Origin of the sequence: Streptomyces hokutonensis (genome assembly GCF_000376565.1) — a bacterium.
Classification (GTDB): Bacteria; Actinomycetota; Actinomycetes; order Streptomycetales; family Streptomycetaceae; genus Streptomyces; species Streptomyces hokutonensis.
This window is the reverse complement of sequence record NZ_BARG01000006.1, coordinates 137,662-164,496: the sequence shown is the minus strand read 5'-3', so window position 1 is coordinate 164,496 and position 26,835 is coordinate 137,662. Positions and strand designations below refer to the sequence as shown.

The window sequence follows — 26,835 nt, the reverse complement described above, 5'->3', positions numbered from 1 at the left end:
AGGCTTCGGGCCTTTCCAGGCCCGGCCCTCGCTGCCGGGAGCCGACGGAGCGTCACCACGCTGATGCGGTGGCGCTCTTCGTGTGACTCCCAAGGGTGTTCTCGCGACTCCTACGGGTGCCGGATTGGCTTTCCCGCCGCAGGTAGGGGCAGGATGCGTCTTCGGGCGCGAGGGTCTGGACGACGGACCCGGGTCCGGGGACTCACCGAGGACCCTGGCAGCATCGGCTTCACCGTGCCCGATATGCGGCTCCGCCGCGTGGCACGCCTCAAACGGCAAGAAGAACACGGGAGTAACAACATGAACCGCAGTGAGCTGGTGGCCGCGCTGGCCGACCGTGCCGAGGTGACCCGCAAGGACGCCGACGCCGTTCTGGCCGCGTTCGCCGAGACCGTCGGCGAGATCGTCTCCAAGGGTGACGAGAAGGTCACCATCCCCGGCTTCCTGACCTTCGAGCGCACCCACCGTGCCGCTCGCACCGCGCGCAACCCGCAGACCGGCGACCCCATCAACATCCCCGCCGGTTACAGCGTCAAGGTGTCCGCGGGCAGCAAGCTCAAGGAAGCCGCCAAGGGCAAGTAGGCCTTCGCGTACGCGACGGGATTGCGTACGAGGCTCAGTAACGCGAATGGGGCGGCCACCCGGTCAGGGTGGCCGCCCCATCGTCGTACGACCGACTGCTTATCCGAGCGCCTTGCCCGGCAACTCGACCTTCGCGCCCAGCTCGACGAGCTTCTCCATGAAGTTCTCGTAGCCGCGGTTGATGAGGTCGATGCCGTGGACGCGGGACGTGCCCTGGGCCGCCAGCGCCGCGATGAGGTACGAGAAGCCGCCGCGGAGGTCGGGGATGACCAGGTCGGCGCCCTGGAGGCGGGTCGGGCCCGAGACGACCGCCGAGTGGAGGAAGTTGCGCTGGCCGAAGCGGCAGTGGGAGCCGCCGAGGCACTCGCGGTAGAGCTGGATGTGCGCGCCCATCTGGTTGAGCGCGGAGGTGAAGCCGAGCCGGGACTCGTAGACCGTCTCGTGGACGATGGAGAGGCCCGTCGCCTGCGTCAGGGCGACGACCAGCGGCTGCTGCCAGTCCGTCTGGAAGCCCGGGTGCACGTCCGTTTCGAGCGCGATGGACTTCAACTGCCCGCCGGGGTGCCAGAAGCGGATGCCCTCGTCGTCGATCGCGAAGGCACCGCCCACCTTCCGGTAGGTGTTGAGGAACGTCATCATCGAGCGCTGCTGTGCGCCCCGGACGTAGATGTTGCCTTCGGTCGCCAGCGCCGCGGACGCCCAGGACGCGGCCTCCAGGCGGTCCGGGAGGGCCGCGTGGGTGTAGCCGCCGAGCGAGTCCACACCGGTGATGCGGATCGTGCGGTCGGTGTCCATGGCGATGATCGCGCCCATCTTCTGCAGTACGCAGATGAGGTCCTCGATCTCCGGTTCCACGGCCGCGTTGGCGAGTTCGGTGACGCCCTCCGCCAACACCGCGGTCAGCAGCACCTGCTCGGTCGCGCCGACGGACGGGTACGGCAGCTTGATCTTCGTACCGCGCAGCCGCTGCGGGGCCTCCAGGTACTGGCCGTCCGCCCGCTTCTCGATCTTCGCGCCGAACTGCCGCAGCACCTCGAAGTGGAAGTCGATCGGCCGGCCGCCGATGTCGCAGCCGCCGAGCCCCGGGATGAACGCGTGCCCGAGCCGGTGAAGGAGCGGACCGCAGAACAGGATCGGGATGCGCGACGAGCCCGCGTGGGCATCGATGTCGGCGACGTTGGCGCTCTCGACGTGCGACGGATCGAGCACCAGCTCGCCCGGCTCCTCACCCGGACGGACCGTCACCCCGTGCAGTTGCAGCAGTCCGCGTACGACCCGAACGTCTCGGATGTCCGGTACGTTGCGCAGTCGACTTGGCTCACTGCCCAGCAGGGCGGCGACCATGGCCTTGGGTACGAGGTTCTTCGCACCGCGGACACGGATCTCGCCCTCCAGCGGGGTTCCGCCGTGGACAAGCAGTACGTCGTCTGAGCCGTTGACGGTCATGAATCTCGCGTTCCGTGGAGTTGGGCAGGGGCCGAAGACGTAAGCGTAATGGCCGCCCACCCCCCTTCAGAAAGCCCGAGGACCACTCAGCCACGTCATAGCTGTGTCACAACACGAACCGTTCTCAATCGGGCACATGGGGTCACCGGGCGGGGGCGTGCGCGGCGGACGCTTCGGTGCGCCCTGAGCTGCATTCACTCAGGTACCCGCATTGCCTCCCCCATCACGCGGAAGATGCGGGATCATGTCTGGCATGACCGAGGTGTCCTCGCTCACAGGGCGGTTGCTCGTGGCAACACCCGCCCTGGCGGACCCGAACTTCGACCGCGCGGTGGTGCTCCTTCTCGACCACGACGAGGAGGGCTCCCTCGGTGTCGTCCTCAACCGGCCCACTCCTGTGGACGTCGGCGACATCCTGGAGGGCTGGGCGGATCTCGCCGGCGAACCGGGAGTCGTCTTCCAGGGCGGCCCGGTGCAGTTGGACTCGGCCCTCGGCGTCGCCGTCATCCCGGGCGGCTCGGCGTCCTCCGAGCGCGCCCCGCTCGGCTGGCGGCGGGTGCACGGCGCGATCGGCCTCGTCGACCTGGAGGCCCCGCCGGAACTGCTCGCCTCGGCGCTCGGCTCCCTGAGAATCTTCGCCGGGTACGCCGGCTGGGGACCGGGGCAGCTGGAGGACGAACTGACGGACGGCGCCTGGTACGTCGTCGAGTCGGAGCCCGGTGACGTCTCCTCGCCGTCCCCGGAGCGGCTCTGGCGCGAGGTGCTGCGCCGCCAGCGCAGCGAGCTCGCGATGGTGGCGACCTATCCGGACGACCCTTCGCTGAACTGATGCCGGTGGGCTTCAGTACCCTTGGCCGTATGAGCACTCTTGAGCCCGAGCGCGGGACTGGTACGGGGACCCTCGTAGAGCCGACGCCCCAGGTGTCGCACGGCGACGGGGACCATGAGCGCTTCGCCCATTACGTCCAGAAGGACAAGATCATGGCGAGCGCCCTGGACGGCACTCCTGTGGTGGCGTTGTGCGGGAAGGTCTGGGTACCGGGCCGCGACCCGAAGAAGTACCCGGTGTGTCCCATGTGCAAGGAGATCTACGAGTCCATGGGCTCGGGCGGGGACGGCGACAAGGGCAAGGGCGGCGACAAGTAGCCGCTTTGCCGGTCTGACTTCGTAAGGCCCTCGGGGCGTGCTTCGGCGCGCCCCGAGGGCCTTTTTGCGTGTTTCGGCGGTTTTTCGAGGGCCTTTCGCGTGTCACGAAGTGGTTGAGACCTCTTGTGGCTTCGTTCATCTACTCCTTAATCTCCGTGGTGTTGTGCAGAGCGAAACGCCCATTGCATATGTTGCAACGCACGCCCGGATCCCCGGAGGAACGCTCCATGAAGCTCGCCCCCAGATTCGCCGTACTCCTGGCCACCGCCGCCGTCGTGGCGGGCTGCGCGCCCCAGACCTCCGACAACTCGGCCTCGGACAAGGACGAGACGAGCGGCACCCTGCGGGTGTGGCTCTTCCAGGAGGTCGGCAACGACCCGAAGGCGAAGGTCGTCGACTCCGTGGTCACCGCCTTCGAGAAGGCCCACAAGGGCACCAAGGTCGACGTCGAGTACATCCCGATCGACACCCGCGCCCAGCGCGTCAAGGCCGCGTTCAACGACCCGAAGTCCGCGCCGGACGTCATGGAGTACGGCAACACCGACACGGCCGGCTACGTCCACGACGGCGGACTCCTCGACGTCACCAAGGAGTTCGGCGCCTGGAGCGAGGCCAAGGACACCGACCCCACCGCGAAGCAGTCCGTCACGGTCGACGGCAAGCAGTACGGCTCCCCGTTCTACGTCGGTGTCCGCGCCCTCTACTACCGCACCGACGTCTTCAAGGACCTCGGCCTCCAACCCCCCAAGACCATGGCCGAGTTGGCGTCCACCGCCCGGAAGATCCACATGGCGAAGTCCGACCTCTACGGCCTCGTCGTCGGCGGCGCCTACACCTACGGCGCGATGCCCTTCGTGTGGGCCAACGGCGGCGAACTCGCCACCGCCAAGGACGGCACCTACACCTCCGCCATCGACGGCGCCGCCGCCCAGAAGGGCATCAAGGCCTACACCTCGCTCTTCACGAGCGACAACTGTCCCGCCGCCAAGTGCGCGGTCATGGGCGGCAACGACACGATCACCGCGTTCGCGGCCGGCAAGGCGGGCATGGCGATCGGCGGCGACTTCAGCCACAGCGCGGTCGAGGCGGGCAAGGTCAAGGGCAAGTACGCGGTCGTCCCGCTGCCGGGTGTCGCGTCCGGCTCGGTCGCCCCCGCGTTCGCCGGCGGCAACAACATCGGTGTCCTGAAGAGCACTTCGCACCGCACGCTCGCGGTCGACCTCATGGAGCAGCTCACCTCGAAGGCGACCCAGGCCTCGATGTTCGACGCGATGGGCTTCCTGCCGACGTTCACGGACGTCCGTGACGCGGCCGCCGCGAAGGTGCCGTTCGAGAAGCCCTTCGTCGAGACGTTGGCCGCCGGGACGAAGTTCGTTCCCGCGTCCCCGGGTTGGTCCGAGATCGACTCCTCGCTGGTGCTGCCGACGATGCTCCAGGAGGTCATCAGCGGCAAGAAGAGCGTGGCGGCGGCTTCGAAGGACGCGGCGAAGAAGATGAACGACGCGTTCAGCTCCGCGGGTTGAGCCGTGGCGCCTAATAGCTCGTTGACTGCGGATCGTTCGCGGGTGCGGGTTCGTCGTGGCCGGTCGCGCAGTTCCCCGCGCCCCTTGGGGAGTTGGACGACCCCTTGGATTTATCTTGCCCCGGCTCTTGTCGTCCTCGGCGGTCTGCTCGTCTACCCCATCTACCAACTCGGCCTGATCTCGTTCTTCCAGTACACGCAGGCCCAGGTGAGCGGTGGTGAACCGACCACCTTCAAGGGGTTCGGGAACTACGCGGAGTTGTTCTCCGACAGCCAGTTCTGGCAGGTGCTGCTGTCGACCGTGCTGTTCGCCGGGGCGTGCGTGGTCTCGACGCTCGCGGTCGGCTGCGCGCTCGCCGTACTGCTCACTCGGGTGCGCGCCGTGCCCCGACTCGTGCTGATGCTGGCCGCGTTGGGGGCGTGGGCTACCCCGGCGGTGACGGGTTCGACGGTCTGGCTGCTGCTGTTCGACCCGGACTTCGGCCCGGTGAACCGCGTCCTGGGCCTCGGTGACCACTCGTGGACGTACGGACGCCTCAGCGCGTTCTTCCTCGTCCTGCTCGAAGTGGTGTGGTGCTCCTTCCCGTTCGTGATGGTGACGGTCTACGCCGGCATCCGCGCCGTACCCTCCGAGGTCCTGGAGGCCGCCGCCCTGGACGGCGCCTCGCAGTGGCGCATCTGGCGGTCGATCCTCACGCCGATGCTCCGCCCGATCCTGACCGTCGTCACCATCCAGTCGGTCATCTGGGACTTCAAGGTCTTCACCCAGATCTACGTCATGACCAACGGCGGCGGCATCGCGGGCCAGAACCTCGTCCTCAACGTGTACGCCTACCAACAGGCGTTCGCGTCCTCGAAGTACAGCCTCGGCTCGGCGATCGGCGTCGTCATGCTGCTGATGCTGCTCGCCGTCACGCTGGTCTATCTGCGCCTGCTCCGCAGGCAGGGGGAGGAGTTGTGAGCATGCTCCGCGGTTTCGTACGACGGCCCTGGCGGCTCGCGGCCGAGGCCTCGGCGCTGCTGATCGCGGTCGTCGTCGCCTTCCCCCTCTATTGGATGGTGCTCAGCGCCTTCAAACCGGCCGGGGAAATCGAGTCGAGCGAGCCCCGGCCGTGGACGCTCGCGCCCTCCCTGGACTCCTTCCGGCGGGTCTTCGGGCAGCAGGAATTCGGCCGTTACTTCGTCAACAGCCTTGCCGTGGCGGGCACGGTGGTGATCGTCTCGGCACTGGTCGCCTTTCTCGCCGCGACCGCTGTGACCCGATTCCGGTTCCGCTTCCGGACCACCCTCCTGATCATGTTCCTGGTGGCCCAGATGGTGCCCGTGGAAGCGCTGACGATCCCCCTGTTCTTCACCATGCGGGGGCTCGGCCTGCTGAACACCCTGGGGTCCCTGATCCTGCCCCAGATCGCCTTCTCGCTGCCGTTCGCGATCTGGATGCTGCGGGGGTTCGTGAAAGCCGTACCGGACGCGCTGGAGGAGGCCGCGTACATCGACGGGGCGAGCCGGACGCGATTCCTGTGGCAGATCCTTTTCCCGCTCGTCTTCCCGGGCTTGGTCGCCACGAGCGTGTTTTCCTTCATCTCGGCCTGGAACGACTTCCTCTTCGCCAAGTCCTTCATCATCAGCGACACTTCCCAGTCGACCCTGCCGATGGCCCTGTTGGTCTTCTACAAGCCCGACGATCCTGACTGGGGCGGGGTCATGGCGGCCTCCACGGTGATGACGATTCCGGTGCTGGTGTTCTTCGTACTCGTACAGCGACGCCTGGTCTCGGGGCTGGGCGGAGCGGTTAAGGACTGACGTGACTTCAGAGACGGAACTGATTCCGGCGCCCACGGCCGTGACCGACCCCGGCCGCTGCGGTTTCCCGTTCGAGACGGACACCGCCCTGTGGGGCGAGCCCGGCACCGAGGGCACCCAGCGTTGGCTGCGGGCCACGCTCGGCGCGGCCCTCGGACTGCCGCTGCCGCCGGGCGAGGAGGGCGCCCGCAACACGGTCGCGCTGCGCCTCGACGACACCCTGCCGCCGGAGGCGTACCGCCTGGAGGTGGTCGCCACCTGGGGTGTCGTGATCACGGGCGGCAGCCCCGCCGGCGTGTTCTGGGGCGCCCAGACACTGCGTCAACTCCTCGGCCCCGCCGCCTTCCGGCGCGCTCCCGTCCACCCCGACATGACTTACGGCGTGCCGCACCAGAGGATCGACGACGCGCCCCGCTTCCCCTGGCGCGGCCTCATGCTCGACGTGGCCCGGCACTTCATGCCCAAGGAAGGCGTCCTGCGCTACCTGGATCTGATGGCGGCGCACAAACTCAACGTCTTCCACTTCCACTTGACGGACGACCAGGGATGGCGCGTACAGATCAAGCGGTACCCGAAGCTGACCGAGATCGGCTCCTGGCGGGCCCGCACGAAATTCGGCCACCGTGCCTCACCCCTGTGGGACGACAAGCCCCACGGCGGCTACTACACACAGGACGACATCCGCGAGATCGTCGCCTACGCCGCCGAGCGGCATATCACCGTGGTCCCGGAAATCGACGTACCGGGACACTCGCAGGCCGCCATCGCCGCGTATCCGGAACTCGGCAACACGGACGTCATCGACACCAACTCCCTCTCCGTCTGGGACAACTGGGGCATCAACCCGAACGTACTCGCCCCCACTGACAACACCCTGCGCTTCTACGAGGGGGTGTTCGAGGAACTCCTCGACCTGTTCCCCTCGGAGTTCATTCACGTCGGCGGCGACGAATGCCCCAAGGACCAGTGGAAGCAGTCGCCGGCCGCGCAGGCCCGCATCGGGGAACTCGGGCTCGCGGACGAGGACGAGTTGCAGTCGTGGTTCATCGGACACTTCGACAAGTGGCTCTCCGCGCGCGGGAGAAGGCTCGTCGGCTGGGACGAGATCCTGGAGGGCGGTCTCGCGGACGGGGCCGTCGTGTCGTCCTGGCGCGGCTACGAGGGCGGGATCACCGCCGCCCGCGCGGGCCACGACGTCGTCATGTGCCCTGAACAACACGTGTACTTGGACTGGCGGCAGGATGCCGGCGAGGACGAGCCGGTGCCGATCGCCCATGTGCGCACCCTGGAGGACGTCTACCGCTTCGAGCCCGTTCCCGCGCAGCTCACCGAGGCCGAGGCCCGTCATGTGCTGGGCGCGCAGGCCAACGTGTGGACCGAGGTGATGGAGGATCACGCGCGCGTGGACTACCAGACGTTCCCCAGGCTGGCCGCGTTCGCCGAGGTCGCCTGGAGCGCCCTTCCGGCGCCCGCGGAACGGGACTTCGCCGACTTCGAGCGCCGGATGACCGCCCACTATCCGCGACTCGACGCCCTGGGTGTCGCCTACCGCCCGCCCACCGGACCCCTGCCGTGGCAGCGCCGCCCCGGAGTGCTGGGACGCCCCAAGGACGGCCCGCCCCCGAACGCCTAGAACACAGAAGGGAAAAAGCCCCCAGGGGTCACCGTTGAGTGGCAATTCGCGCGTACCGGTGATGCCGTACCAAAACGGACCATCTCGCTGATGAGACGGGCGAATGCCTCCTAGCGGACCCCCGCGTTCGGGTCTTGCGAAGATGTGCCAGAGTTGCCACGTCCGCCCTGTCAGCACGTACCGTACGGCAGCAACAGGTGGGACCAGGTGGGGCAGCGGGAAGGGGCAGCCGGTTTGACCACGCACGCACCGCAGGCGGGGCAGTCCGTCACGCTGCCCACAACGCTGGACGAGGCCGTGGCGGCGCTCACGGCCCTGCCCACGGCCGTTCCCGTGGCCGGCGGCACCGACCTCATGGCGGCCGTCAACTCGGGCCAGCTGAGGCCCAGCGCGCTGGTCGGTCTCGGGCGGATCAGCGAGATCCGCGGCTGGCAGTACCAGGACGGCCACGCGCTGCTCGGCGCGGGCCTCACGCACGCCCGCATGGGCCGCCCCGACTTCGCCGCCCTCATCCCGGCGCTCGCGGCCTCCGCGCGCGCCGCGGGCCCGCCGCAGATCCGCAACGCGGGCACCCTGGGCGGCAACATCGCCTCGGCCGCGCCCACCGGGGACGCGCTGCCCGTGCTGGCCGCCCTGGAGGCGACGCTGATCATCGCGGGCCAGGGCGGAGCCCGCCGGGAGATCCCGGTGTCGCACCTCCTGGCCGGCGTCGAGATGCTGCGCGGCGGCGAACTCATCGGCTTCGTGCGCGTGCCCCTGCTGCACGCGCCGCAGGTCTTCCTGAAGGCGACCGGCCGGACCGGACCCGGGCGCTCGGTCGCGTCCGTCGCGGTCGTCCTCGACCCCGCGAGGCGCGGTGTCAGGTGCGCCGTCGGCGCCATAGCGCCGATGCCGCTCAGACCCCTGGACGCCGAGCAGTGGGTGGCCCGGCTGATCGACTGGGACAACGGCCGCGCGATCGTCCCCGAGGCACTGACCGCCTTCGGGGAGTACGTCGCCGCGGCCTGCATCCCCGACCCGGCCCCGGCCGAGGACGGCTCCGTGGAACAGCTTCCGCCCGCGGTACTGCACCTGCGGCGCACCGTCGCCGCACTTGCCCGACGAGCACTCGGGAGGGCGCTGTCGTGACCGACGACCAGCACGGAGAGGGCACCCCCCAGGGCGGCGGACGCTGGGACCCGCTGCCCCAGGGCGACTACGACGACGGCGCCACGGCCTTCGTGAAACTCCCCGAAGGGGGCATCGACGCGCTCCTCGCCGCCCCGGGCCACGGCTATGTGCCGCCGCCCATAGCGGCCGGCCCCGCCCCGGACGGCGACCCGTCGGGCACCGGCTCCTGGGCCGTGCCCGCCGAAGGCGTCCAGTGGCCCGACCCGAACGCCGTACCGCAGCAGGGGACGGCCGGGGGCGAGCAGTTCGCCTACCACCCCGGGGCCACCGGCCAGTGGACCTTCCAGGACACCAACGCCCCGGACGGGGGCGCCGCGCCCGGTCACGACGTGACCGGGGAGTGGTCGATCCCCGTCGCCGGGGGCGATCTCCCGGACGAGTCGGGCGAGTTCACCACCTCCGCCCTGGTCGAGCAGTGGGGCGGCACCCCGCCCGCCACCCTGCCCGGCGGCGCGCCCGCGCCCTGGGCGACGGACGGCGCGGGCCAGAACTGGGCCCAGCAGGCGTCCGGCACGGGCGTGACGGAACGGCCCGTACAGTCCGACGCGCACACCGACGGCCGAGGCGCGGCCTACCCCGCGACCGGCACCGACGGGCGGGGCACGGCCTACCCCGCGACCGGCACCGACGGCAGGGGCACCGCGTACCCGGCGACGGACACCGACGGACGCGGTGTCGCACACCCGGCCGACCGGTCCGAGGCGCACCCGGCCGCCGAGTCGACCCGCCGCCCGTACGAGGAACCCCAGGGCAGCGACCCGTACGCGCACGCCCGCACCGAGGCCGCCGCCGACCCCTACGGCGACGCGCGCGGCGACCGCCACGACGACGCCTCCGCCGAACTCGCCGCGACCGACGCCCAGTCGGTCGACGAGAACGGCGCGGCGGGCGGCGATGCCGAAGAGGCCGAGGGGGCCACTGAGAGGCCCGCTGAGCCCTCCGCGGCGGCCGACGCGTCCGACGGTGCCGAAGCCGCCCCGGAGGCCGCTGAGGCGCCCGTGACGGCCGCGGACGCCGACGCGCCGGACGAGGACGCCGAGTCAGGCCCGAAGCTCCCCGGAGACGAACACCCGCTCGCCTCCTACGTGTTGCGCGTCAACGGCGCCGACCGGCCCGTCACCGACGCCTGGATCGGCGAGTCGCTGCTCTACGTGCTCCGCGAACGCCTCGGCCTCGCGGGCGCCAAGGACGGCTGCTCCCAGGGCGAGTGCGGCGCGTGCAACGTCCAGGTCGACGGACGGCTCGTCGCCTCCTGCCTGGTGCCCGCCGTCACCGCCGCCGGCTCCGAGGTCCGTACGGTCGAGGGTCTCGCCGTCGAGGGACAGCCCTCGGACGTGCAGCGGGCGCTCGCCAAGTGCGGTGCCGTGCAGTGCGGCTTCTGCGTACCCGGCATGGCGATGACCGTGCACGACCTCCTGGAGGGCAACCCCGCGCCCACCGAACTGGAGGCGCGCCAGGCCCTGTGCGGCAACCTGTGCCGCTGCTCCGGCTACCGGGGCGTCCTGGACGCCGTACAGGAAGTCGTCGCCGAACGCGAGGCGCACGCCGCTGCCGCCGAACCTGAGTCGGACGGCGACGAGGCGCGTATTCCCCACCAGGCGGGCCCCGGAGCCGGTGGTGTCCACCAGTCGGCGTTCGAGTCCCCGCGCACGCAGGACCAGGTGTACGGCCAGGACGGAGGTCAGGCGTGAGCAACGAAGCCGCCACCGCGACCACGGAGGCCGCGCCCGCCCCGGAGCATCCGGGCCACGGCCTGGGCGCCTCGCTCCCGGCCGCCGACGCCCGCGCCAAGACCGAGGGCACCTTCCCGTACGCCGCCGACCTGTGGGCCGAGGGCCTCCTGTGGGCGGCCGTCCTGCGCTCACCGCACCCGCACGCGCGCATCGTGTCCGTCGACACGTCCCACGCGCGCGACATGCCGGGCGTACGGGCCGTCATCACCCACGAGGACGTGCCGGGCCAGGACCGCTACGGCCGCGGCACCGCCGACCGCCCGGTGTTCGCCTCCGAAGTGGTGCGCCACCACGGGGAACCCATCGCCGCGGTCGCCGCCGATCACCCGGACACCGCGCGGATGGCCGCCGCCGCCATCATGGTCGAGTACGAAGTACTCGACCCGGTGACCGACCCCGAGCAGGCCTTCGAGGCCGAACCGCTGCACCCCGACGGCAACCTGATCCGGCACATCCCGCTGCGCCACGGCGACCCGGACGCGGCCGGCGACGTCGTCGTCGAGGGCCTGTACCGCATCGGCCGCCAGGACCCCGCCCCCATCGGCGCCGAGGCCGGCCTCGCCGTGCCCCGCCCGGACGGCGGCGTCGAGCTGTACATCGCCTCCACGGACCCGCACACCGACCGCGACACGGCCGCCGCCTGCTACGGCCTGGAGCCCGACCGCGTCAAGGTCGTCGTCACCGGCGTCCCCGGGGCCACCGCCGACCGCGAGGACCAGGGCTTCCAACTCCCGCTCGGACTGCTCGCGTTGAAGACCGGCTGCCCGGTCAAACTCACCGCCACGCGCGAGGAGTCCTTCCTCGGCCACACCCACCGCCACCCCACGCTCCTGCGCTATCGCCACCACGCCGACGAGGACGGCCGCCTGGTCAAGGTCGAGGCCCAGGTCCTCCTCGACGCGGGCGCCTACGCCGACACCTCCTCGGAGGCCCTGGCCGCCGCCGTCTCCTTCGCCTGCGGCCCCTACGTCGTCCCGAACGCCTTCATCGAGGGCTGGGCCGTCCGCACCAACAACCCGCCCTCCGGGCACGTGCGCGGCGAGGGCGCCATGCAGGTCTGCGCCGCCTACGAGGCGCAGATGGACAAACTCGCCAAGAAGCTCGCCATGGACCCGGCCGAGCTGCGCCTGCGCAACGCCATGGCCACCGGTGACGTCCTCCCCACCGGCCAGACGGTGACCTGCCCGGCACCGGTCGCCGAACTCCTCCAGGCCGTACGGGACTTCCCGCTGCCGCAGCTCCCCAAGGACACCCCCGAGGACGAGTGGCTGCTGCCCGGCGGCCCCGAGGGCGCGGGCGAACCGGGCGCGGTACGCCGGGGCGTCGGCTACGGCCTCGGCATGGTCCACATGCTCGGCGCCGAGGGCGCCGACGAGGTCTCCACGGCCACCGTGAAGGTCCACGACGGCATCGCGACCGTCCTGTGCGCGGCCGTCGAGACCGGCCAGGGCTTCACCACCCTCGCCCGCCAGATCGTCCAGGAGACCCTGGGCATCGACGAGGTGCACGTCGCCCCCGTAGACACCGATCAGCCTCCCGCGGGTCCCGGCTGCCGCGGCCGCCACACCTGGGTCTCGGGCGGCGCCGTCGAACGCGCCGCGAAAATGGTCCGCACCCAACTCCTCCAGCCCCTGGCGCACAAGTTCGGCATGTCCACCGAACTGCTCCAGATCACCGACGGCAAGATCACGTCGTACGACGGCGTCCTCTCGACGACCGTCACGGAGGCTCTGGACGGCAAGGAACTGTGGGCCACCGCCCAGTGCCGCCCGCACCCGACCGAGCCCCTGGACGAGGCGGGCCAGGGCGACGCCTTCGTGGGCCTCGCGTTCTGCGCGATCCGCGCGGTGGTCGACGTGGACATCGAACTGGGCTCGGTGAGGGTCGTCGAACTTGCCCTCGCCCAGGACGTCGGCCGCATCCTGAACCCGACCCAACTGGTCGCCCGGATCGAAGGCGGCGTCACCCAGGGCGTAGGCATCGCGTTGACGGAAAACCTGCGCACCGCGCGCGGGCTGATCCGCCACCCCGACCTCACCGGCTACGCCCTCCCCACCGCCCTGGACACCCCCGACATCAAGATCGTCAAACTCGTCGAGGAACGCGACGTGGTCGCCCCCTTCGGAGCGAAGGCGGTCAGCGCGGTACCGGTCGTCACCTCCCCGGCAGCCATCGCCTCCGCCGTACGCGCCGCCACCGGCCGCCCCGTGAACCGCCTGCCGATCCGCCCCCAGGCGGCGGTTGTGACGAATGGACAGTACGGGCAGTAGGCGCGCCGTCGGCGGAGCGGTCGCCGAGGGACGGGAACGCTCACGGGGGTCTGAGCGTCTGATGGGGGTGAGGACGTTTCGGACGTTCCGCGTCCGCCCGCGCTCCGCGAGGCGTCCTCACCGCGGTCTCGCCGCGTTTTCGCTGGTCAGGGCCATTGTCAGTGGCGCCGCGTAGTGTTCTGGGCAGTGGGGACGACAGCGGAACACCGGTGCCGCACGGGGAAGATTCACGCACGGGGGAACCATGCACGGGGGAACGACGATGAGCAGGACCGACGCCGGTTCTACGGCGACCACGATCACCTTGACCGAGGACGACCTCGATCCGTACGTCACGCACGCGTCCACGCGCCGCTGGCTGACGGGCCCCGGACTGCCGGGCGACAGCGCCCTGTTGACGTTCGAGGAGCTGCGCAGGGAGGGCCTGCGGACGGTCGCGGACTCGCTGGGCGATCCCGACCCGCTGGCGGCGGAGCTCCGGGACCAGCTGGTGATAGGCGCGCTCTGGGGACCCGACGGCGGCGAGGCGGAGTCGATCCTGCTGGACGGCGAGACGGGCGAGATCGCCACGACGTACTTCTTCCACGACCGCCCGGACCTGATGGAGACCGGCCCGCTGGCCCCGTCGATCGAAACGCTGGCCCGCTTCACCACGACCACCGACGAACTGACCGCCCTGAGCGGCCAGTTCGCCTCCTACGAGGGCCGCCACGGCGCGCAGACGGCGGCGGAGGCGTCGCGCCACCTGCTCTCGATCTTCGAGTCGGAGACGGACGGCGAGGTGCCCCCGTTCTGGAAGGCGGCGGCCCTGATCCGCCCACTGGCCCTGGTCGCGGGCCCCGGCACGACATCGGGGCTGACCCTCGACATCCCGGCCCGCCTGCTGGACCAGGAGTTCGGCCAGGGCACGGTGGCCCGCTTCGAGGAGGTCGACTTCCCCGCCACACTCACCCACGAGCCGACCCGCCGCTTCCTGCGCGAGACGGGCCTGCCCGAGGACGCGCTCCTCTTCCAGCTGGACACGGACGTCCCGCTCCCGACCCTGTCCGAGTTCTACGAGGACGAGCCCGCCGACGAACTCCCCGCCCGCGCCGACGAGTTGATCCGCCTCGGCCATCTCGTCGAGGACAACAGCCTGGTGGTGGACGGCGCCACGGGCGAGATCCTGACCTGGAGCGAGCCGGAAGCGACGCTGGCCCCGCTCAACACGGACGTCTCGACCCTCGCCTTCACCCTCTGGCTGCTCCACCGCGAGCGGGCGATCGACGCGAACCTCTCGGGCGAACTGACGGCAGAGGCGTACGACCAGTTGGCCACGACGATGCTCCAGACCCTGTCGACGGTGGACCCGACGGGCCGACAGACAGGGGCGGCCGGCCGACGCCACCCGCACTACTGGACGGAGGCGTTCCAGGACGAGGCGGGTGGGGTGCTCTGAGGCGGACGCGGACGAAGGCGCGGTCGGCGGCGAAACTCGTTCGCGCGGAAGCGAGGTGAGCCGCTACGTTCCCTCCGCCTGACTGCAACGCGGCGAGGGGGAACGGGACATGGACACCGAACACACACGGACCGACCGACTGGGCCTGCTGCTGGAGCAGTTCGACAAGGCCCGGGAGATGGCCCAGGTCCGGCTGACGGGACTCGGCGATGAGGAGTACCTCTGGGAGCCGGCGCCCGACTGCTGGTCCCTCCGCCGCCGGAGCGAGGCGGTGACACCGAGGGCGTTCGGACCGGGAGAGTGGGTCCTCGACCTGGGCGCACCGGACATCCCGGCGAGCGAGTACGCCGAGGTCGCCCGCCAGGCCGCCGACGGCATGACCGTCGACAAGATCGCCGACGACTGGAGCGTGACCGTCGAACGGGTCGAGCAGGTCCTCGCCCACACGGGCGAGCCCGAACCGGACACGACCCCGATCACGACGATCGCGTGGCGCCTGGGCCATCTGCACTTCCAGTTCGCGGGGGCGTGGGAGTGGACGTTCGGCGAACGACGCCGTGACCCCAAGCAGATGGTCGACTTCAGCCCCTGGGCGGCCCAGACCCTGGACGACTTCTGGCCGGTGATCGACCGCTGGCGCGCAGCCGTAGCCACGGTGACGGAGGACCAGTTGGACGTGGTCGGCTTCTCCCAATACCCGTACGGCTCCGACCCCGACAACCCGTACATAGCCGTCGTGGCAGGGGCCAACCTGGAATTCATCCACCACATGGCGGAGATCGCACTGCTGCGGGACCTGTGGCGGGCGCGGAGGTGAGTCAGCCTCGGGACTGGGCACTCCACGCACGCTGGAGAGCCGCCTGCACGCTCTCCCCGAGCACCGCACGCGCCGTCATCTCACCCGGCAGCGTGGGCAGTTCGGCCCAATGCGTCACGGTCTCGGCGCTGTCGAGCCCGTAGGCCAGCCGGACGACCCCGTCGGAATCGACGAAGCAGTCCCGGTGCTCGGTCCCGTCCGCACCGAAGTGCAGAGAGGTGAAATACATCGGCCGCACCAGCCAGAATTCCTCACCCGGCGCGGCACTGGACTCGGTGCCATCGTCGGCCGGATACCGCCCGGTGATCGCGGCAGCCACCGGCGTACCACTCGAAGGCAGGGCGTCCCGCACGTCGACCCATGTCACCGGAGTGCTCAGGCTCGTCATCTCCATGCGGGGCAAGACGACTCGGCGCCTGGGAAGGTTGCCTGAGCCGCCGAGGCTCGGTCCACCGCTCAACTGTCCGCGTGGGCCAGCGACGGCTGGGGCGGCGGAACCATCACCAGCCAGCCTCTGCTCCGCGGGTTAGCCGCCACACCGCGCAAGAAGGGCGGCACCCCAGGTGGAGTACCGCCCATTCGCTATGCCTGGTCAGGCATCCAGAGGCCGTGGCGGGAATCGAACCCGCGTAACTCGCTTTGCAGGCGAGTCCCTGAACCACTCGGGCACACGGCCGTGGTTGGTGAGTTGACCGTATGGGTGGGGGATGGGCCCGGGCAAGGGGGCCGGGGGTGGTGCAACGGGACTGCCATACCGCGTTCATGAATGGGGGAGTGGGGGGCAGCGGTCGTACGACCAAGGTCGCAGACCCGAACCTTCTTTTGACAGGGGTTAACCCGTGAGATGAGCCTTACGCTGGCCCGCATGACCGTCCTCGAACCGCGTGACGCCGGCGTCACGGATGCTGCCCCTGACCTGGTCGATGAGTGTCGGGGCGGGGTGCTGGGGCGGTCGTATCGGGCGCTCAGTGTCGGGATCGTGTCCGTGGTGCTGTTGATCGCCTTCGAGGCGACGGCCGTGGGGACGGCCATGCCCGTTGCGGCTCGGGAGCTGGACGGGGTGGCGTTGTACGCGTTCGCGTTCTCCGGGTACTTCACGACGAGTCTCTTCGGGATGGTGTTGGCCGGGCAGTGGTCGGACCGGCGGGGGCCGCTCGGGGCGTTGACCACCGGGATCGGGGCGTTCGCCGCCGGGTTGCTGGTCGCGGGGACCGCCCAGGTCATGTGGGTGTTCGTGCTGGGGCGGGCCGTGCAGGGGCTGGGCGGTGGGCTGGTCATCGTCGCTCTGTACGTGGTGATCGGGCGGGCCTATCCGGAGCGGTTGCGGCCCGGCATCGTGGCCGCGTTCGCCGCGAGCTGGGTGGTGCCGTCCGTCGTCGGGCCGCTCGCCGCCGGCGCGGTGACCGAACAGCTGGGCTGGCGTTGGGTGTTCGTCGGGATTCCGGTGCTGGTCGTCTTTCCGCTCGCGCTGGCCCTTCCGCAGATACGGCGGCGGGCGGGCGGGCCCATAGGCGACACAGGTGAGCCGCCCGGCTCGCCCGGCTCCTTCGACCGGCGCCGGATCCGGCTCGCCCTCGGGATCTCGCTCGGTGCCGGGCTCTTTCAGTACGCCGCTCAGGATCTGACGTGGTTCTCGCTGGTCCCGGCCGCCGCGGGCGTCGCGCTGCTCGTGCCGGCCGTGCTCGGGCTGTTGCCGCGCGGTACGTACCGGGCGGCGCGGGGGCTGCCGTCGGTCGTGTTGTTGCGGGGGTTGGGGGCCGGGGCGTTCATCTCGGCGGAGTCCTTCGTGCCGTTGATGCTGGTGACCCAGCGGGGGCTGTCGCCGACCTTGGCCGGGTTCTCGCTCGCGGCGGGCGGCGGGACGTGGGCGCTCGGGTCGTGGGTCCAGGCGCGGGCGCGGGTCGAGCCGTACCGGGTACGCCTGATGACGTTCGGGATGGTGCTGGTGGCCGGTGCGATCGCCGCGGCTCCGAGCGTCCTCATCCATACGGTTCCCGTGTGGACCGTGGCCGTCGCGTGGGGGTTCGGGTGTTTCGGGATGGGGCTGGTGATGTCCTCCACCAGCGTGCTGCTGCTCCAGCTCTCCGCGCCGGAGGAGGCGGGCTCCAACTCGGCCGCGCTCCAGATCTCCGACGGGCTGTCCAACGTCGTGCTGCTGTCCGTCGGCGGGGCCGCGTTCGGTGCGCTGGGCGGGGGCACGGTCGGGCATGTGGTCGGTTCGGCGAGTGGCGGCTCTCATCCGGCTGCCTTCGCCGCCGTGTTTCTGCCGATGGCGGGGGTGGCGTTGGTGGGGGCTTGGGTGACCACGAGGGTGCGGAAGGAATCACGGTGACACTAGGCGGAACCGCGCGTTACCAGATCGGACGTCCGGCAGAACCGCCCGGCTGCCCGACCGCTGTGCTCCGCGCGCCGGCCACGCGCGCTCACCACTCCCGTGATCTGTGACCTCAGTCCCATCCCCACCCACCCCGGCGTCGTCCGCACGTTGACAGCGCCGGCCCGCCGGTAGGGTGGCCCGGTTGTCATACGTAGCCGAAGCCGAGCCCCGAGCCCGAGCCGAAGCTCAAGCCGACGCAGACGCCCTCGCCGAGCCGCCCTACCAACCAAACGGAGACCGTGACTACCACCGCCGCCTCCTCCGCCAACACCCACCACCTCTCCCCGGCCTTCCCCGGCCGCGCCCCCTGGGGCACCGCCAGCAAGCTGCGTGCCTGGCAGCAGGGGGCGATGGAGAGGTATGTCCAGGAGCAGCCGCGGGACTTTCTCGCGGTCGCGACACCCGGCGCCGGCAAGACGACCTTCGCGCTCACCCTCGCCTCCTGGCTGCTGCACCACCATGTCGTGCAGCAGGTGACCGTGGTCGCGCCGACCGAGCACCTCAAGAAGCAGTGGGCGGAGGCGGCCGCGCGGATAGGGATCAAGCTCGACCCGGAGTACAGCGCCGGGCCGCTCGGCAAGGACTACGACGGGGTCGCCGTCACGTACGCCGGCGTCGGCGTGCGGCCCATGCTGCACCGGAATCGGGTGGAGCAGCGCAAGACCCTCGTCATCCTCGACGAGATCCACCACGCCGGTGACTCGAAGTCGTGGGGCGAGGCGTGCCTCGAAGCCTTCGAGCCGGCCACCCGGCGGCTCGCGCTGACCGGTACGCCGTTCCGGTCCGACACCAATCCCATTCCCTTCGTGACGTACGAGGAAGGGAACGACGGGATCCGGCGGTCCTCCGCCGACTACACCTACGGCTACGGCAACGCGCTCGCCGACCATGTCGTCCGGCCGGTCATCTTCCTCTCCTACAGCGGCAACATGCGCTGGCGGACCAAGGCCGGTGACGAGATCGCCGCGCGGCTCGGCGAGCCGATGACCAAGGACGCGATCAGCCAGGCCTGGCGTACGGCGCTGGATCCGCGCGGTGAGTGGATGCCGAGCGTGCTGCGCGCCGCCGACCAGCGGCTGACCGAGGTCCGGAAGGGCATCCCGGACGCCGGCGCGCTCGTCATCGCCTCCGACCAGGACTCCGCGCGCGCCTACGCCAAACTGATCCGCGAGATCACCGGCTCCAAGGCGACCGTCGTCCTGTCCGACGACACCGGTGCCTCCAAGCGCATCGACGACTTCGCGGCGAGCAACGACCGGTGGATGGTCGCGGTGCGGATGGTGTCGGAGGGCGTCGACGTGCCTCGGCTCGCCGTCGGGGTCTACGCCACCACCATCTCCACGCCCCTCTTCTTCGCCCAGGCCGTCGGGCGCTTCGTGCGGTCCCGGCGCCGGGGCGAGACGGCCTCCGTCTTCCTTCCGACCGTCCCCGACCTCCTCACCTTCGCCAACGAGATGGAGGTCGAGCGCGACCACGCCCTCGACAAGCCCAAGAAGGAGGGCGAGGAGGACCCGTACGCCGAGTCCGAGCAGGAGATGGACGAGGCGAACAAGGAGCAGGACGAGGACACCGGCGAGCAGGAGCAGTTCGCCTTCGAGGCGCTGGAGTCCGAGGCCGTCTTCGACCGGGTGCTCTACGACGGTGCCGAGTTCGGCATGCAGGCGCACCCGGGGAGCGAGGAGGAGCAGGACTACCTCGGCATCCCCGGGCTCCTCGAACCCGACCAGGTGCAGCTGCTGCTCCAGAAGCGGCAGGCCCGGCAGATCGCGCACAGCCGCAAGAAGCCGGACTCCGAGGCCGACCTGCTCGAACTGCCCGCCGAGCGGCGGCCCGTCGTCTCCCACAAGGAGATGATGGAGCTGCGGAAACAGCTCAACACCATGGTCTCCGCGTACGTCCACCAGACCGGCAAACCGCACGGCGTCATCCACACCGAACTGCGCCGCACCTGCGGCGGCCCGCCGAGCGCCGAGGCCACGGCGGGGCAGCTGCGGCAGCGCATCGCGAAGGTCCAGGAGTGGGCCACGCGTATGCGCTGACCCACCCCGTCGATCCCGCACATTCGTACGGAAGTTGTGCGCGGGCGACCCGCAGGTCAGGACATATCACCGTGAACCGAACCGGTCCGTACCAGGTGGTGCCCGGATTCTGGACGGAGACTTCCGCTCAGCGAACCGGCTTCGCTACTGTCCCGCTACGCACACGCCCCGTGGCAGCGCCGCCGCGGAGCGCAGCCGTGAAGCGACTGGGCCCGGACACGCCGGGCCGCCTCGCCGATCGGCGGCCTCTGAAGCGCGTCACTGACGGGACTCGGTGACGCATCCGCCGCGAGGGGGCCGCCGACCTCACCACTTAAGGAGTGGGCGTCGTGACCGCGGAGACCTCCCAGACGCTCGACCGGGGACTGCGCGTCCTCAAACTGCTGGCCGACACCGACCACGGGCTGACCGTCACCGAACTGTCCAACAAGCTGGGCGTCAACCGGACCGTCGTGTACCGGTTGCTGGCCACCCTGGAACAGCACGCTCTCGTACGACGTGATCTCGGCGGCCGGGCCCGGGTCGGGCTCGGGGTGCTGCGGCTGGGCCGCCAGGTGCACCCCCTCGTACGGGAGGCGGCGCTGCCCGCGCTGCGGTCGCTGGCCGAGGACATAGGGGCGACCGCCCATCTCACCCTGGTCGACGGGGCGGACGCCCTCGCCGTCGCCGTGGTCGAGCCGACCTGGACCGACTACCACGTGGCCTACCGGGCCGGTTTCCGCCACCCCCTGGACCGGGGCGCCGCGGGCCGCGCGATTCTCGCCGCCCGGCACCAGGGCGCGGACGAGCCCGGATACACCCTGACGCACGGGGAGTTGGAGGCGGGCGCGAGCGGCGCCGCGGCTCCGCTGCTCGGGGTCACGGGGGTCGAGGGCAGCGTCGGCGTGGTGATGCTGGCCGACGCGGTGCCCGAACGGGTGGGGCCGCGGGTCGTGGACGCGGCCCGCGAGGTGGCCGAAGCCCTGCGCTGAGCGTTCATGACGATCGGGTGACCGGCGCACGGCCGAAAGTGACCGTCGCGTTAGATTGATCCCGTGCTCCTCTCTCGCCTCACGCGCCCCTGGGCCGTAGCCGTCTGTGCCCTGCCCGTCGTGGCGCTGCTCGCCACGGCGGTCTTCGCGCCGCTGCCGTTCTCGCTGACCCAGCCCGGTCTCACCGCGAACGTGCTCGGCGAGAACAAGGGCACCCCGGTGATCACGATCACCGGGGCGCCCGTGCGCACGACGAGCGGCCAGTTGCGCATGACCACGATCGAGGCGACCGGACCCGATCAGCATGTGTCGTTGAGCGATGTGATCGACAGCTGGTTCCGCACCGACCGGGCGGTCATGCCCCGTGACTCGGTCTATCCGAGCGGCAACAGCGTCAAGGAGATCGAGCAGCACAACACCGAGCAGATGCAGGAGTCGCAGGACGACGCGACCACGGCAGCGCTCAACTACCTGAACCTCAGCGACAAGAAGGTGAAGGTCACGCTCACGCTCGCCGATGTGGGCGGCCCCAGCGCGGGGCTGCTGTTCACTCTGGGGATCATCGACAAGCTGAAGGGCGACGGCAACGGCGGCGATCTCACGGGCGGTCGCACCATCGCCGGTACGGGGACGATCGGCACCGACGGCACGGTCGGCGCGGTCGGGGGAGTGGCCCTCAAGACCCAGGCCGCGCGCCGTGACGGGGCGACGGTGTTCCTGGTGCCGAAGGCCGAGTGCTCGGACGCCAAGTCCGAACTGCCCAAGGGGCTACGGCTGGTGGCGGTCACCTCGCTGAAGGGCGCGGTGAGCGCCCTGGAGGCGCTGGAGTCGGGTAAGGGCTCCGTACCGGGCTGTTAGGCCACGGCGGGCTTCGGGTTGTTCGGCGCGGCGGCCAGCCGCAGACCCAGTTCTACGAGGGTCCAGCCGACGCGGGTACGGAGCTCGGGCCGGGGCGCCCTGGCCTCGGCGGCGAGGCGGTGGGCCTCGGCCTGGGCCTGGAGCTCGGCGGTGCGGGCGTGGTGCAGCGCGAGGTGGGTCTCGGGATGCATGGGGTTCCTCTTAATCGGTTTCTATGGGGAACAGGTGGGTGTGGATGCGCACTTGCTCGGATTCAGCGGTGTCCTTGTCGGGGACACGACCTCGGTAGTCGTCAATCAGGGCGTGCATCTTGCCGACGAGTTCGGCGGCGAGGTCGGGCGTGAGACGCATGGTCGCGTTGCTCATGTCGGAGCTGCGGGACCAGGACTCGGGCCAGTTGTTCCGGGTGTTGAGCCACGTGATCAACTCGCGGGCGTGCGTGTTCGCCATCTCATGCAGGTACGCCTCCGCGAGCCCCCGGACCTCGGGGCCGGCGTCCGCGAAGGCCTCGGTGTCGAAGACGATCCCCTGGTCCACCGCTTGCCACCATCGCTCGCGTCCCTTGCCGTGCTCGGGGGCGTCCTCGACGAACCCGTGCGCGGCGAGCTGACGCAGGTGGTAACTGGTTGCGCCGCTGGACTCGCCCAGCCGGACGCCCAGTTGCGAGGCGGTGGCCGGTCCGTTGTCCCGCAGCGCGTCCAGCAACTGCATCCGCAGCGGGTGTGCCAGGCCGCGCAGCGAGCGGGCATCGAGGTGGCGGCGTTTCCGTTCTCCGTGCTCCTGCATGCTTACAAAGGTAGCGTTGCAAAGAAGTCGATGCAACCACTTCTTTGCAAGCAATCCTTGGTAACTCCCGGCAGAACCTCTACTTGACCAACCCCTCCGCCTTCATCCAGTCCAGCGCCACCTGATGCGGGTCCTCCCCGTCGACGTCCACCTTGGCGTTCAACGCCTGCGCCACCGTGTTGTTCAGCTTCTTCGTGACCGGGGCGAGGACCTCCGCGATCGCCGGCCACTTCTTCAGGGCCTTGGTGTTGATCTCGGGCGCCGCGTTGTAGTTGGGGAAGAACTTCTTGTCGTCGGCCATCACCGCGAGGTTCATGGACTTGATGCGGCCGTCGGTGGTGAAGACCTCGCCGTAGGTACAACTGCCCTTCTTCACCTGGGTGTAGATGATCCCGGTGTCCATCTGCGTGATGTTCTTCGCCGGGATGCTCATGCCGTACGCCTTCTCCATGCCGGGCAGTCCGTCCGCGCGGTTGGCGAACTCGCTCTCCACGCACAGCGTCACCGCGCCCGGGTCCTTCTTCGCCAGCGCGGCCACGTCCGAGAGCGTCTTCGTGCCGTACTTCTTGAAGTTGGCCTGGTTCATGGCGAGCGCGTAGGTGTTGTTGAGGGCGGAGGGAGGCAGCCAGGTCAGGCCGTTCTTGAGGTCCGCGTCCCGTACCGCCTGCCACTGCTTCATCGGGTCGGTGATCGGCTTGCTGTTGCCCAGGTAGGTGATCCACGCGGTGCCGGTGTACTCGTACATCCCGTCCGCGTCACCGGACTTGACGGCCTCCCGCGCTCCGATCGACCCCTGGATGCCGGTCCGGTCGAGGACGTCCGCGCCGGCCGCCTCGAAGGCGATGCCCATCATCGCGCCCAGGATCAGCTGCTCGGTGAACTCCTTCGACGTGACGGTGAGATGGGCGCCCTTGAGGGGCTCGCCCCGCCCGACGGTGCCGGGGCTGACGTCGTCGACCATCGGGGAGCCGCTGGTCAGTCCGCAGCCGGATACGACGATCAGCGCACCGACCGCCACCAGACAGGTCCGCTTCACGTGCCCACCTCCAACCCCCGTGGGCGCAGCAGGAGTTCGGCCAGGGAGGCCAGCCAGTCCACCAGCAGCGCGAGGCTGACCGTGAGGATCGAGCCGAGGACCAGGACGGGCATCCGCTGGGTGGTGATGCCGGTGGTGATCAGCACGCCGAGGCCGCCGCCCCCGCCGAAGGTCGCCAGAGTCGCCGTACCGACGTTGAGGACGAGGGCGGTTCGGACGCCGGCCAGGATCAGCGGGACCGCGAGGGGCAGCTCGACCCGTCCCAGGACGCCGAGTTGGGACATGCCGATGCCTCTGGCCGCCTCCAGCAAAGTCGGGTCGTTGGCCTTCAGGCCCGCGATGGTGTTGGACAGCACCGGCAGGACGGCGTAGATGATGATGCCGATCAGGGCCGCCTTCTCGCCGGTGCCCAGCCAGATCACCAGCAGGGCCAACAGGCCGATGGCCGGGGTCGCCTGGCCCATGTTGGCGAAGGTCATCGCGACCGGGGCGGCCTTCCGGAACGCCCCGCGGGTCAGCAGGATGCCCAGCGGGATCGCGATGATCAGCACGAAGAACGTGGAGATCACGGTGAGTTGGACGTGCTGCCAAAGGGCCTTGCTCACCTGCCCGTTGGAGAGCGCGTTCTCCGAAATGGCGTCCAGGTGCGCCTGGTTGAACCACAGCCAGGTCGCCAGCAGGACCGCCACCAGGAACGCGGGCAGGATGGTCAGCTTCTGCCAGGTGATGCGCCGCTTGGGGGGAGTCGGGGGCACGGTGGCCTCCGTCTCCTCCTCTTCCAGCTCGGGAGTGGTCGTCACGCCTTCTCCTCCCCGCCGGCGCCCTCCTGCTCGGCGTGCGTCTGGAGGGCCCGGGCCTCCTCCAGTTCGTGCTGGGCCTCCATCGCCTCCAGCCGGTCGGCCTCCAGGAGTTCGTGCACGGAGTTCATCAGCGTCTCCATGTCGACCACACCGATGTACTCGCCGCGCCGCCCGGTCACCGCGACCCGCCCCGCGTTGTCCGTCAGCACGGCCTCCAGCGCGTCCCGGAGTGTCGCGTCCCGCGTCACGGTGTCGCTGACCAGCGTGCCCGCGCGGGCCAGTGAGCCCTTGGCGCGCATCATGTCGCCGCGCCGCAGCCACTTGTAGGGCCGGCCGCGTTTGTCGAGCAGCAGGATCTCGTTGGTGCCGCTGTCCCGAAGCTTGTTGAAGATGGTCTGGAGCGGGTCGTCGACCGTCACCGTCGGATAGTCGGTGATCTCCACGTCCCGTACGCGGGTGAGGTTCAGCCGCTTGAGGGCGGCCCCGGCGCCGACGAACCCGGACACGAAGTCGTCCGCCGGGTTGGTGAGGATCGCCTCCGGGGTGTCGAACTGCGCGATGTGCGAGCGTTCGCGCAGCACCGCGATCCGGTCGCCCAGTTTGATCGCCTCGTCGAAGTCGTGGGTGACGAAGACGATCGTCTTGTGCAGTTCGTGCTGGAGCCTGATCAACTCGTCCTGGAGGTGGTCGCGGGTGATCGGGTCGACCGCGCCGAACGGCTCGTCCATCAGCAGCACCGGCGGATCGGCCGCCAACGCCCTTGCCACGCCCACGCGTTGCTGCTGCCCGCCGGAGAGCTGGCGCGGATAGCGGCCCTGGAACTCGCCGGCGTCGAGCCCGACCAGGTCGAGCATCTCCTCCACGCGGTCCCTGATCCGGGACTTCGACCAGCCGATCATCCTCGGGACGAGTGCGATGTTCTGGGCGACCGTCATGTGCGGGAAGAGGCCGCTGGACTGGATCGCGTAGCCGACCTTGCGGCGCAGTTTCACCGGGTCGATGTCGGTGACGTCCTCGCCGTTGATGCGGATCCGGCCGCCGGTCGGTTCGATCAGCCGGTTGATCATCTTGAGCGTGGTCGACTTGCCGCAGCCGGAGGGCCCGACGAAGACGACCAACTCGCCCGCCTTGATCTCCATGTTGACGCTGTCGACGGCGGGCTGCGGGCTACCGGGATATCTCTTGGTCAGGTTCTCCAGCTCGATGGAGGCACCGGACGTGGTCGTGGACGGCTCAGGCACGGATCCCCCTGGGAATGGTCAGCCGTCCGAGAAGGACGTACGCGGCGTCGAACAGCAGCGCCAGGACGATGATCCCGAGCGTTCCCGCGAGCACCTGGTTGAGGGCGTTCTTGCTGCCCAGGGAGCCGATGCCGCGGAAGATCTCGTTGCCGAGGCCGGGCCCGGAGGCGTACGCAGCGATGGCCGCGATGCCCATCAGCATCTGGGTGGAGACCCGGATTCCGGTGAGGATCGGCGGCCAGGCGAGCGGCAGTTCGACCCGCGCGAGCCGCATCAGCCGGGACATCCCGATGCCCTTCGCCGCGTCCACCAGGGACGGGTCGACCCCGCGCAGCCCCACGATCGCGTTGCGGACGATCGGCAGCAGGCCGTACAGGGTCAGCGCGATGACCGTGGGCGGGACGCCGAGCCCCACGATCGGAATGAGCAGACCGATCATGGCGAGCGACGGAATGGTCAGAATGGTCGAGGTGGCCGTGGTGGCGAGGTTGCCCGCCCACTCGCTCCGATAGGTCACGACCCCGAGCACCACCCCGATCAGCGTGGCCACGACCATGCACTGGAAGACCGCGCTGGCGTGTTGGTAGGCGTCGGTGAGCAGCTGCTGGTGCCGGTTGCCCAAGTACTCCCAGAAGCTCACATGCACACACCCCTACGTCGGCCGGTTGACGTCCTCGGCCGCCTGTTCCACCAGCGGGATGATCCGCAGCGGAACCGGGTTCTCCATCACGATCGCGGTGGCGGCCCGGACAATGCCATCAAAACCGACAACCCGGTCGATGACCCGCTGGAGATCGGCGTTCGAGCGGGCCACCAGCCGGCACAGCATGTCCCCGCTGCCGGTGGTGGTGTGCAGTTCGAGCACCTCCGGGACGGTCGCCAAGTGCGCCCGGACGTCCGTGCCTTGCCCCTGCCGGATCTCCAGCGTCGCGAACGCCGTGACCGGATAGCCGAGCGCCGCCGGATCGACCTGCGGCCCGAAGCCGCGGATGACTCCATTCGACTGAAGCCGGTCCAGCCGCGCCTGCGCCGTCCCCCGGGCGACCCCCAGCCGCCGGGACATCTCCAGGACGCCGATGCGCGGCTCCTCGGCCAGCAGCACGATGATCCGGCCGTCGAGCTGATCGATCCCCATGTGCCCGCCTCCGAGGATGGTCATCCTGTACA

General features: G+C 70.1%; 25 protein-coding genes and 1 tRNA gene. 16 read left to right on the top strand and 10 right to left on the bottom strand.

The window, feature by feature from the left end:
- Positions 1–300: 300 nt before the first annotated feature.
- Positions 301–582: an HU family DNA-binding protein gene (locus SSP08S_RS02320; RefSeq protein ID WP_019056394.1), complete on the top strand. Its 282-nt coding sequence runs from the start codon at positions 301–303 to the stop codon at positions 580–582.
- Positions 583–681: 99 nt separating this feature from the next.
- Here SSP08S_RS02320 and murA read toward each other — a convergent pair whose 3' ends face one another.
- Positions 682–2,028, bottom strand: a complete 1,347-nt coding sequence (gene murA / locus SSP08S_RS02315; protein WP_019065962.1) for a UDP-N-acetylglucosamine 1-carboxyvinyltransferase — start codon at positions 2,026–2,028, stop codon at positions 682–684.
- 253 nt (positions 2,029–2,281) lie between these two features.
- Between murA and SSP08S_RS02310 the strand changes: the two genes are divergently transcribed.
- From SSP08S_RS02310 to SSP08S_RS02260, 11 genes are all read left to right on the top strand, one after another.
- Positions 2,282–2,857: a YqgE/AlgH family protein gene (locus SSP08S_RS02310; RefSeq protein WP_019065961.1), complete on the top strand. Its 576-nt coding sequence runs from the start codon at positions 2,282–2,284 to the stop codon at positions 2,855–2,857.
- Between the two features lie 29 nt (positions 2,858–2,886).
- Positions 2,887–3,174: a DUF3039 domain-containing protein gene (locus tag SSP08S_RS02305; RefSeq protein WP_026178118.1), complete on the top strand. Its 288-nt coding sequence runs from the start codon at positions 2,887–2,889 to the stop codon at positions 3,172–3,174.
- Between the two features lie 227 nt (positions 3,175–3,401).
- A complete protein-coding gene (locus SSP08S_RS02300) occupies positions 3,402–4,697 on the top strand; it encodes an extracellular solute-binding protein (RefSeq protein WP_019065959.1) in 1,296 nt (431 codons plus the stop codon).
- Positions 4,698–4,781: 84 nt separating this feature from the next.
- On the top strand, positions 4,782–5,657 hold the full coding sequence (locus SSP08S_RS02295) for a carbohydrate ABC transporter permease (protein WP_019065958.1): 876 nt from the start codon (positions 4,782–4,784) through the stop codon (positions 5,655–5,657).
- Positions 5,654–6,499, top strand: coding sequence for a carbohydrate ABC transporter permease (locus SSP08S_RS02290; RefSeq protein ID WP_026178116.1), 846 nt, complete (start codon positions 5,654–5,656; stop codon positions 6,497–6,499). The genes SSP08S_RS02295 and SSP08S_RS02290 overlap by 4 nt, the downstream gene beginning before the upstream one ends.
- 1 nt (position 6,500) lies before the next feature.
- The gene (locus tag SSP08S_RS02285) at positions 6,501–8,132 is read left to right on the top strand and encodes a beta-N-acetylhexosaminidase (RefSeq protein ID WP_019065956.1); all 1,632 of its coding nucleotides are present in this window, start codon (positions 6,501–6,503) and stop codon (positions 8,130–8,132) included.
- 234 nt (positions 8,133–8,366) lie between these two features.
- Positions 8,367–9,260: an FAD binding domain-containing protein gene (locus tag SSP08S_RS02280; protein WP_019065955.1), complete on the top strand. Its 894-nt coding sequence runs from the start codon at positions 8,367–8,369 to the stop codon at positions 9,258–9,260.
- Complete coding sequence (locus SSP08S_RS02275) at positions 9,257–10,993, top strand: 2Fe-2S iron-sulfur cluster-binding protein (protein WP_019065954.1); 1,737 nt, start codon at positions 9,257–9,259, stop codon at positions 10,991–10,993. Before SSP08S_RS02280 ends, SSP08S_RS02275 begins: the two co-directional genes overlap by 4 nt.
- Positions 10,990–13,305: a xanthine dehydrogenase family protein molybdopterin-binding subunit gene (locus SSP08S_RS02270; protein ID WP_019065953.1), complete on the top strand. Its 2,316-nt coding sequence runs from the start codon at positions 10,990–10,992 to the stop codon at positions 13,303–13,305. Before SSP08S_RS02275 ends, SSP08S_RS02270 begins: the two co-directional genes overlap by 4 nt.
- Positions 13,306–13,567: 262 nt before the next feature.
- The gene (locus tag SSP08S_RS02265; RefSeq protein ID WP_019065952.1) at positions 13,568–14,743 is read left to right on the top strand and encodes an SUKH-4 family immunity protein; all 1,176 of its coding nucleotides are present in this window, start codon (positions 13,568–13,570) and stop codon (positions 14,741–14,743) included.
- 109 nt (positions 14,744–14,852) lie between these two features.
- Positions 14,853–15,560, top strand: coding sequence for a DinB family protein (locus SSP08S_RS02260; protein ID WP_019065951.1), 708 nt, complete (start codon positions 14,853–14,855; stop codon positions 15,558–15,560).
- A gap of 1 nt (position 15,561) precedes the next feature.
- Here the strand turns inward: SSP08S_RS02260 and SSP08S_RS02255 are convergent, their stop codons facing one another.
- Together SSP08S_RS02255 and SSP08S_RS02250 are read right to left on the bottom strand one after the other, a co-directional pair.
- Entirely contained in the window at positions 15,562–15,948 is a 387-nt protein-coding gene (locus tag SSP08S_RS02255; protein ID WP_019065950.1) for an AQJ64_40280 family protein, read from the bottom strand.
- Between the two features lie 216 nt (positions 15,949–16,164).
- A tRNA-Cys gene (locus SSP08S_RS02250) sits at positions 16,165–16,236 on the bottom strand.
- 189 nt (positions 16,237–16,425) lie between these two features.
- Here SSP08S_RS02250 and SSP08S_RS02245 point away from each other — a divergent pair.
- The 4 genes from SSP08S_RS02245 to SSP08S_RS02230 all read left to right on the top strand — a co-directional run bounded on the left by SSP08S_RS02245 (position 16,426) and on the right by SSP08S_RS02230 (position 21,805).
- Positions 16,426–17,892, top strand: a complete 1,467-nt coding sequence (locus SSP08S_RS02245) for an MFS transporter (RefSeq protein WP_043259236.1) — start codon at positions 16,426–16,428, stop codon at positions 17,890–17,892.
- 284 nt (positions 17,893–18,176) lie between these two features.
- Complete coding sequence (locus tag SSP08S_RS02240; protein ID WP_019065948.1) at positions 18,177–19,976, top strand: DEAD/DEAH box helicase; 1,800 nt, start codon at positions 18,177–18,179, stop codon at positions 19,974–19,976.
- A 329-nt stretch (positions 19,977–20,305) separates the two neighbouring features.
- Complete coding sequence (locus SSP08S_RS02235; RefSeq protein WP_019065947.1) at positions 20,306–20,947, top strand: IclR family transcriptional regulator; 642 nt, start codon at positions 20,306–20,308, stop codon at positions 20,945–20,947.
- Between the two features lie 63 nt (positions 20,948–21,010).
- Complete coding sequence (locus SSP08S_RS02230; protein ID WP_019065946.1) at positions 21,011–21,805, top strand: S16 family serine protease; 795 nt, start codon at positions 21,011–21,013, stop codon at positions 21,803–21,805.
- On the opposite strand, the gene SSP08S_RS02225 is transcribed toward SSP08S_RS02230, so the two are convergent.
- From SSP08S_RS02225 to SSP08S_RS02195, 7 genes are all read right to left on the bottom strand, one after another.
- On the bottom strand, positions 21,802–21,996 hold the full coding sequence (locus SSP08S_RS02225; RefSeq protein ID WP_019065945.1) for a hypothetical protein: 195 nt from the start codon (positions 21,994–21,996) through the stop codon (positions 21,802–21,804). The two genes, SSP08S_RS02230 and SSP08S_RS02225, sit on opposite strands and share 4 nt — an antisense overlap.
- A 10-nt stretch (positions 21,997–22,006) precedes the next feature.
- Positions 22,007–22,591: a winged helix-turn-helix domain-containing protein gene (locus SSP08S_RS02220; RefSeq protein ID WP_019065944.1), complete on the bottom strand. Its 585-nt coding sequence runs from the start codon at positions 22,589–22,591 to the stop codon at positions 22,007–22,009.
- Positions 22,592–22,670: 79 nt separating this feature from the next.
- Positions 22,671–23,627 (bottom strand): glycine betaine ABC transporter substrate-binding protein, encoded by a 957-nt coding sequence (locus tag SSP08S_RS02215; protein WP_019065943.1) that lies wholly within the window; start codon positions 23,625–23,627, stop codon positions 22,671–22,673.
- Positions 23,624–24,427 carry an ABC transporter permease gene (locus SSP08S_RS02210; RefSeq protein WP_019065942.1) on the bottom strand — a complete coding sequence of 268 codons (804 nt, stop codon included), beginning with the start codon at positions 24,425–24,427 and terminating at the stop codon, positions 23,624–23,626. The genes SSP08S_RS02215 and SSP08S_RS02210 overlap by 4 nt, the downstream gene beginning before the upstream one ends.
- Positions 24,424–25,668: a betaine/proline/choline family ABC transporter ATP-binding protein gene (locus SSP08S_RS02205; RefSeq protein WP_019065941.1), complete on the bottom strand. Its 1,245-nt coding sequence runs from the start codon at positions 25,666–25,668 to the stop codon at positions 24,424–24,426. Before SSP08S_RS02205 ends, SSP08S_RS02210 begins: the two co-directional genes overlap by 4 nt.
- Positions 25,661–26,308, bottom strand: coding sequence for an ABC transporter permease (locus SSP08S_RS02200; RefSeq protein WP_019065940.1), 648 nt, complete (start codon positions 26,306–26,308; stop codon positions 25,661–25,663). Before SSP08S_RS02200 ends, SSP08S_RS02205 begins: the two co-directional genes overlap by 8 nt.
- A 12-nt stretch (positions 26,309–26,320) precedes the next feature.
- Positions 26,321–26,803 carry an Lrp/AsnC family transcriptional regulator gene (locus tag SSP08S_RS02195; RefSeq protein ID WP_019065939.1) on the bottom strand — a complete coding sequence of 161 codons (483 nt, stop codon included), beginning with the start codon at positions 26,801–26,803 and terminating at the stop codon, positions 26,321–26,323.
- Between the last annotated feature and the right edge of the window lie 32 nt (positions 26,804–26,835).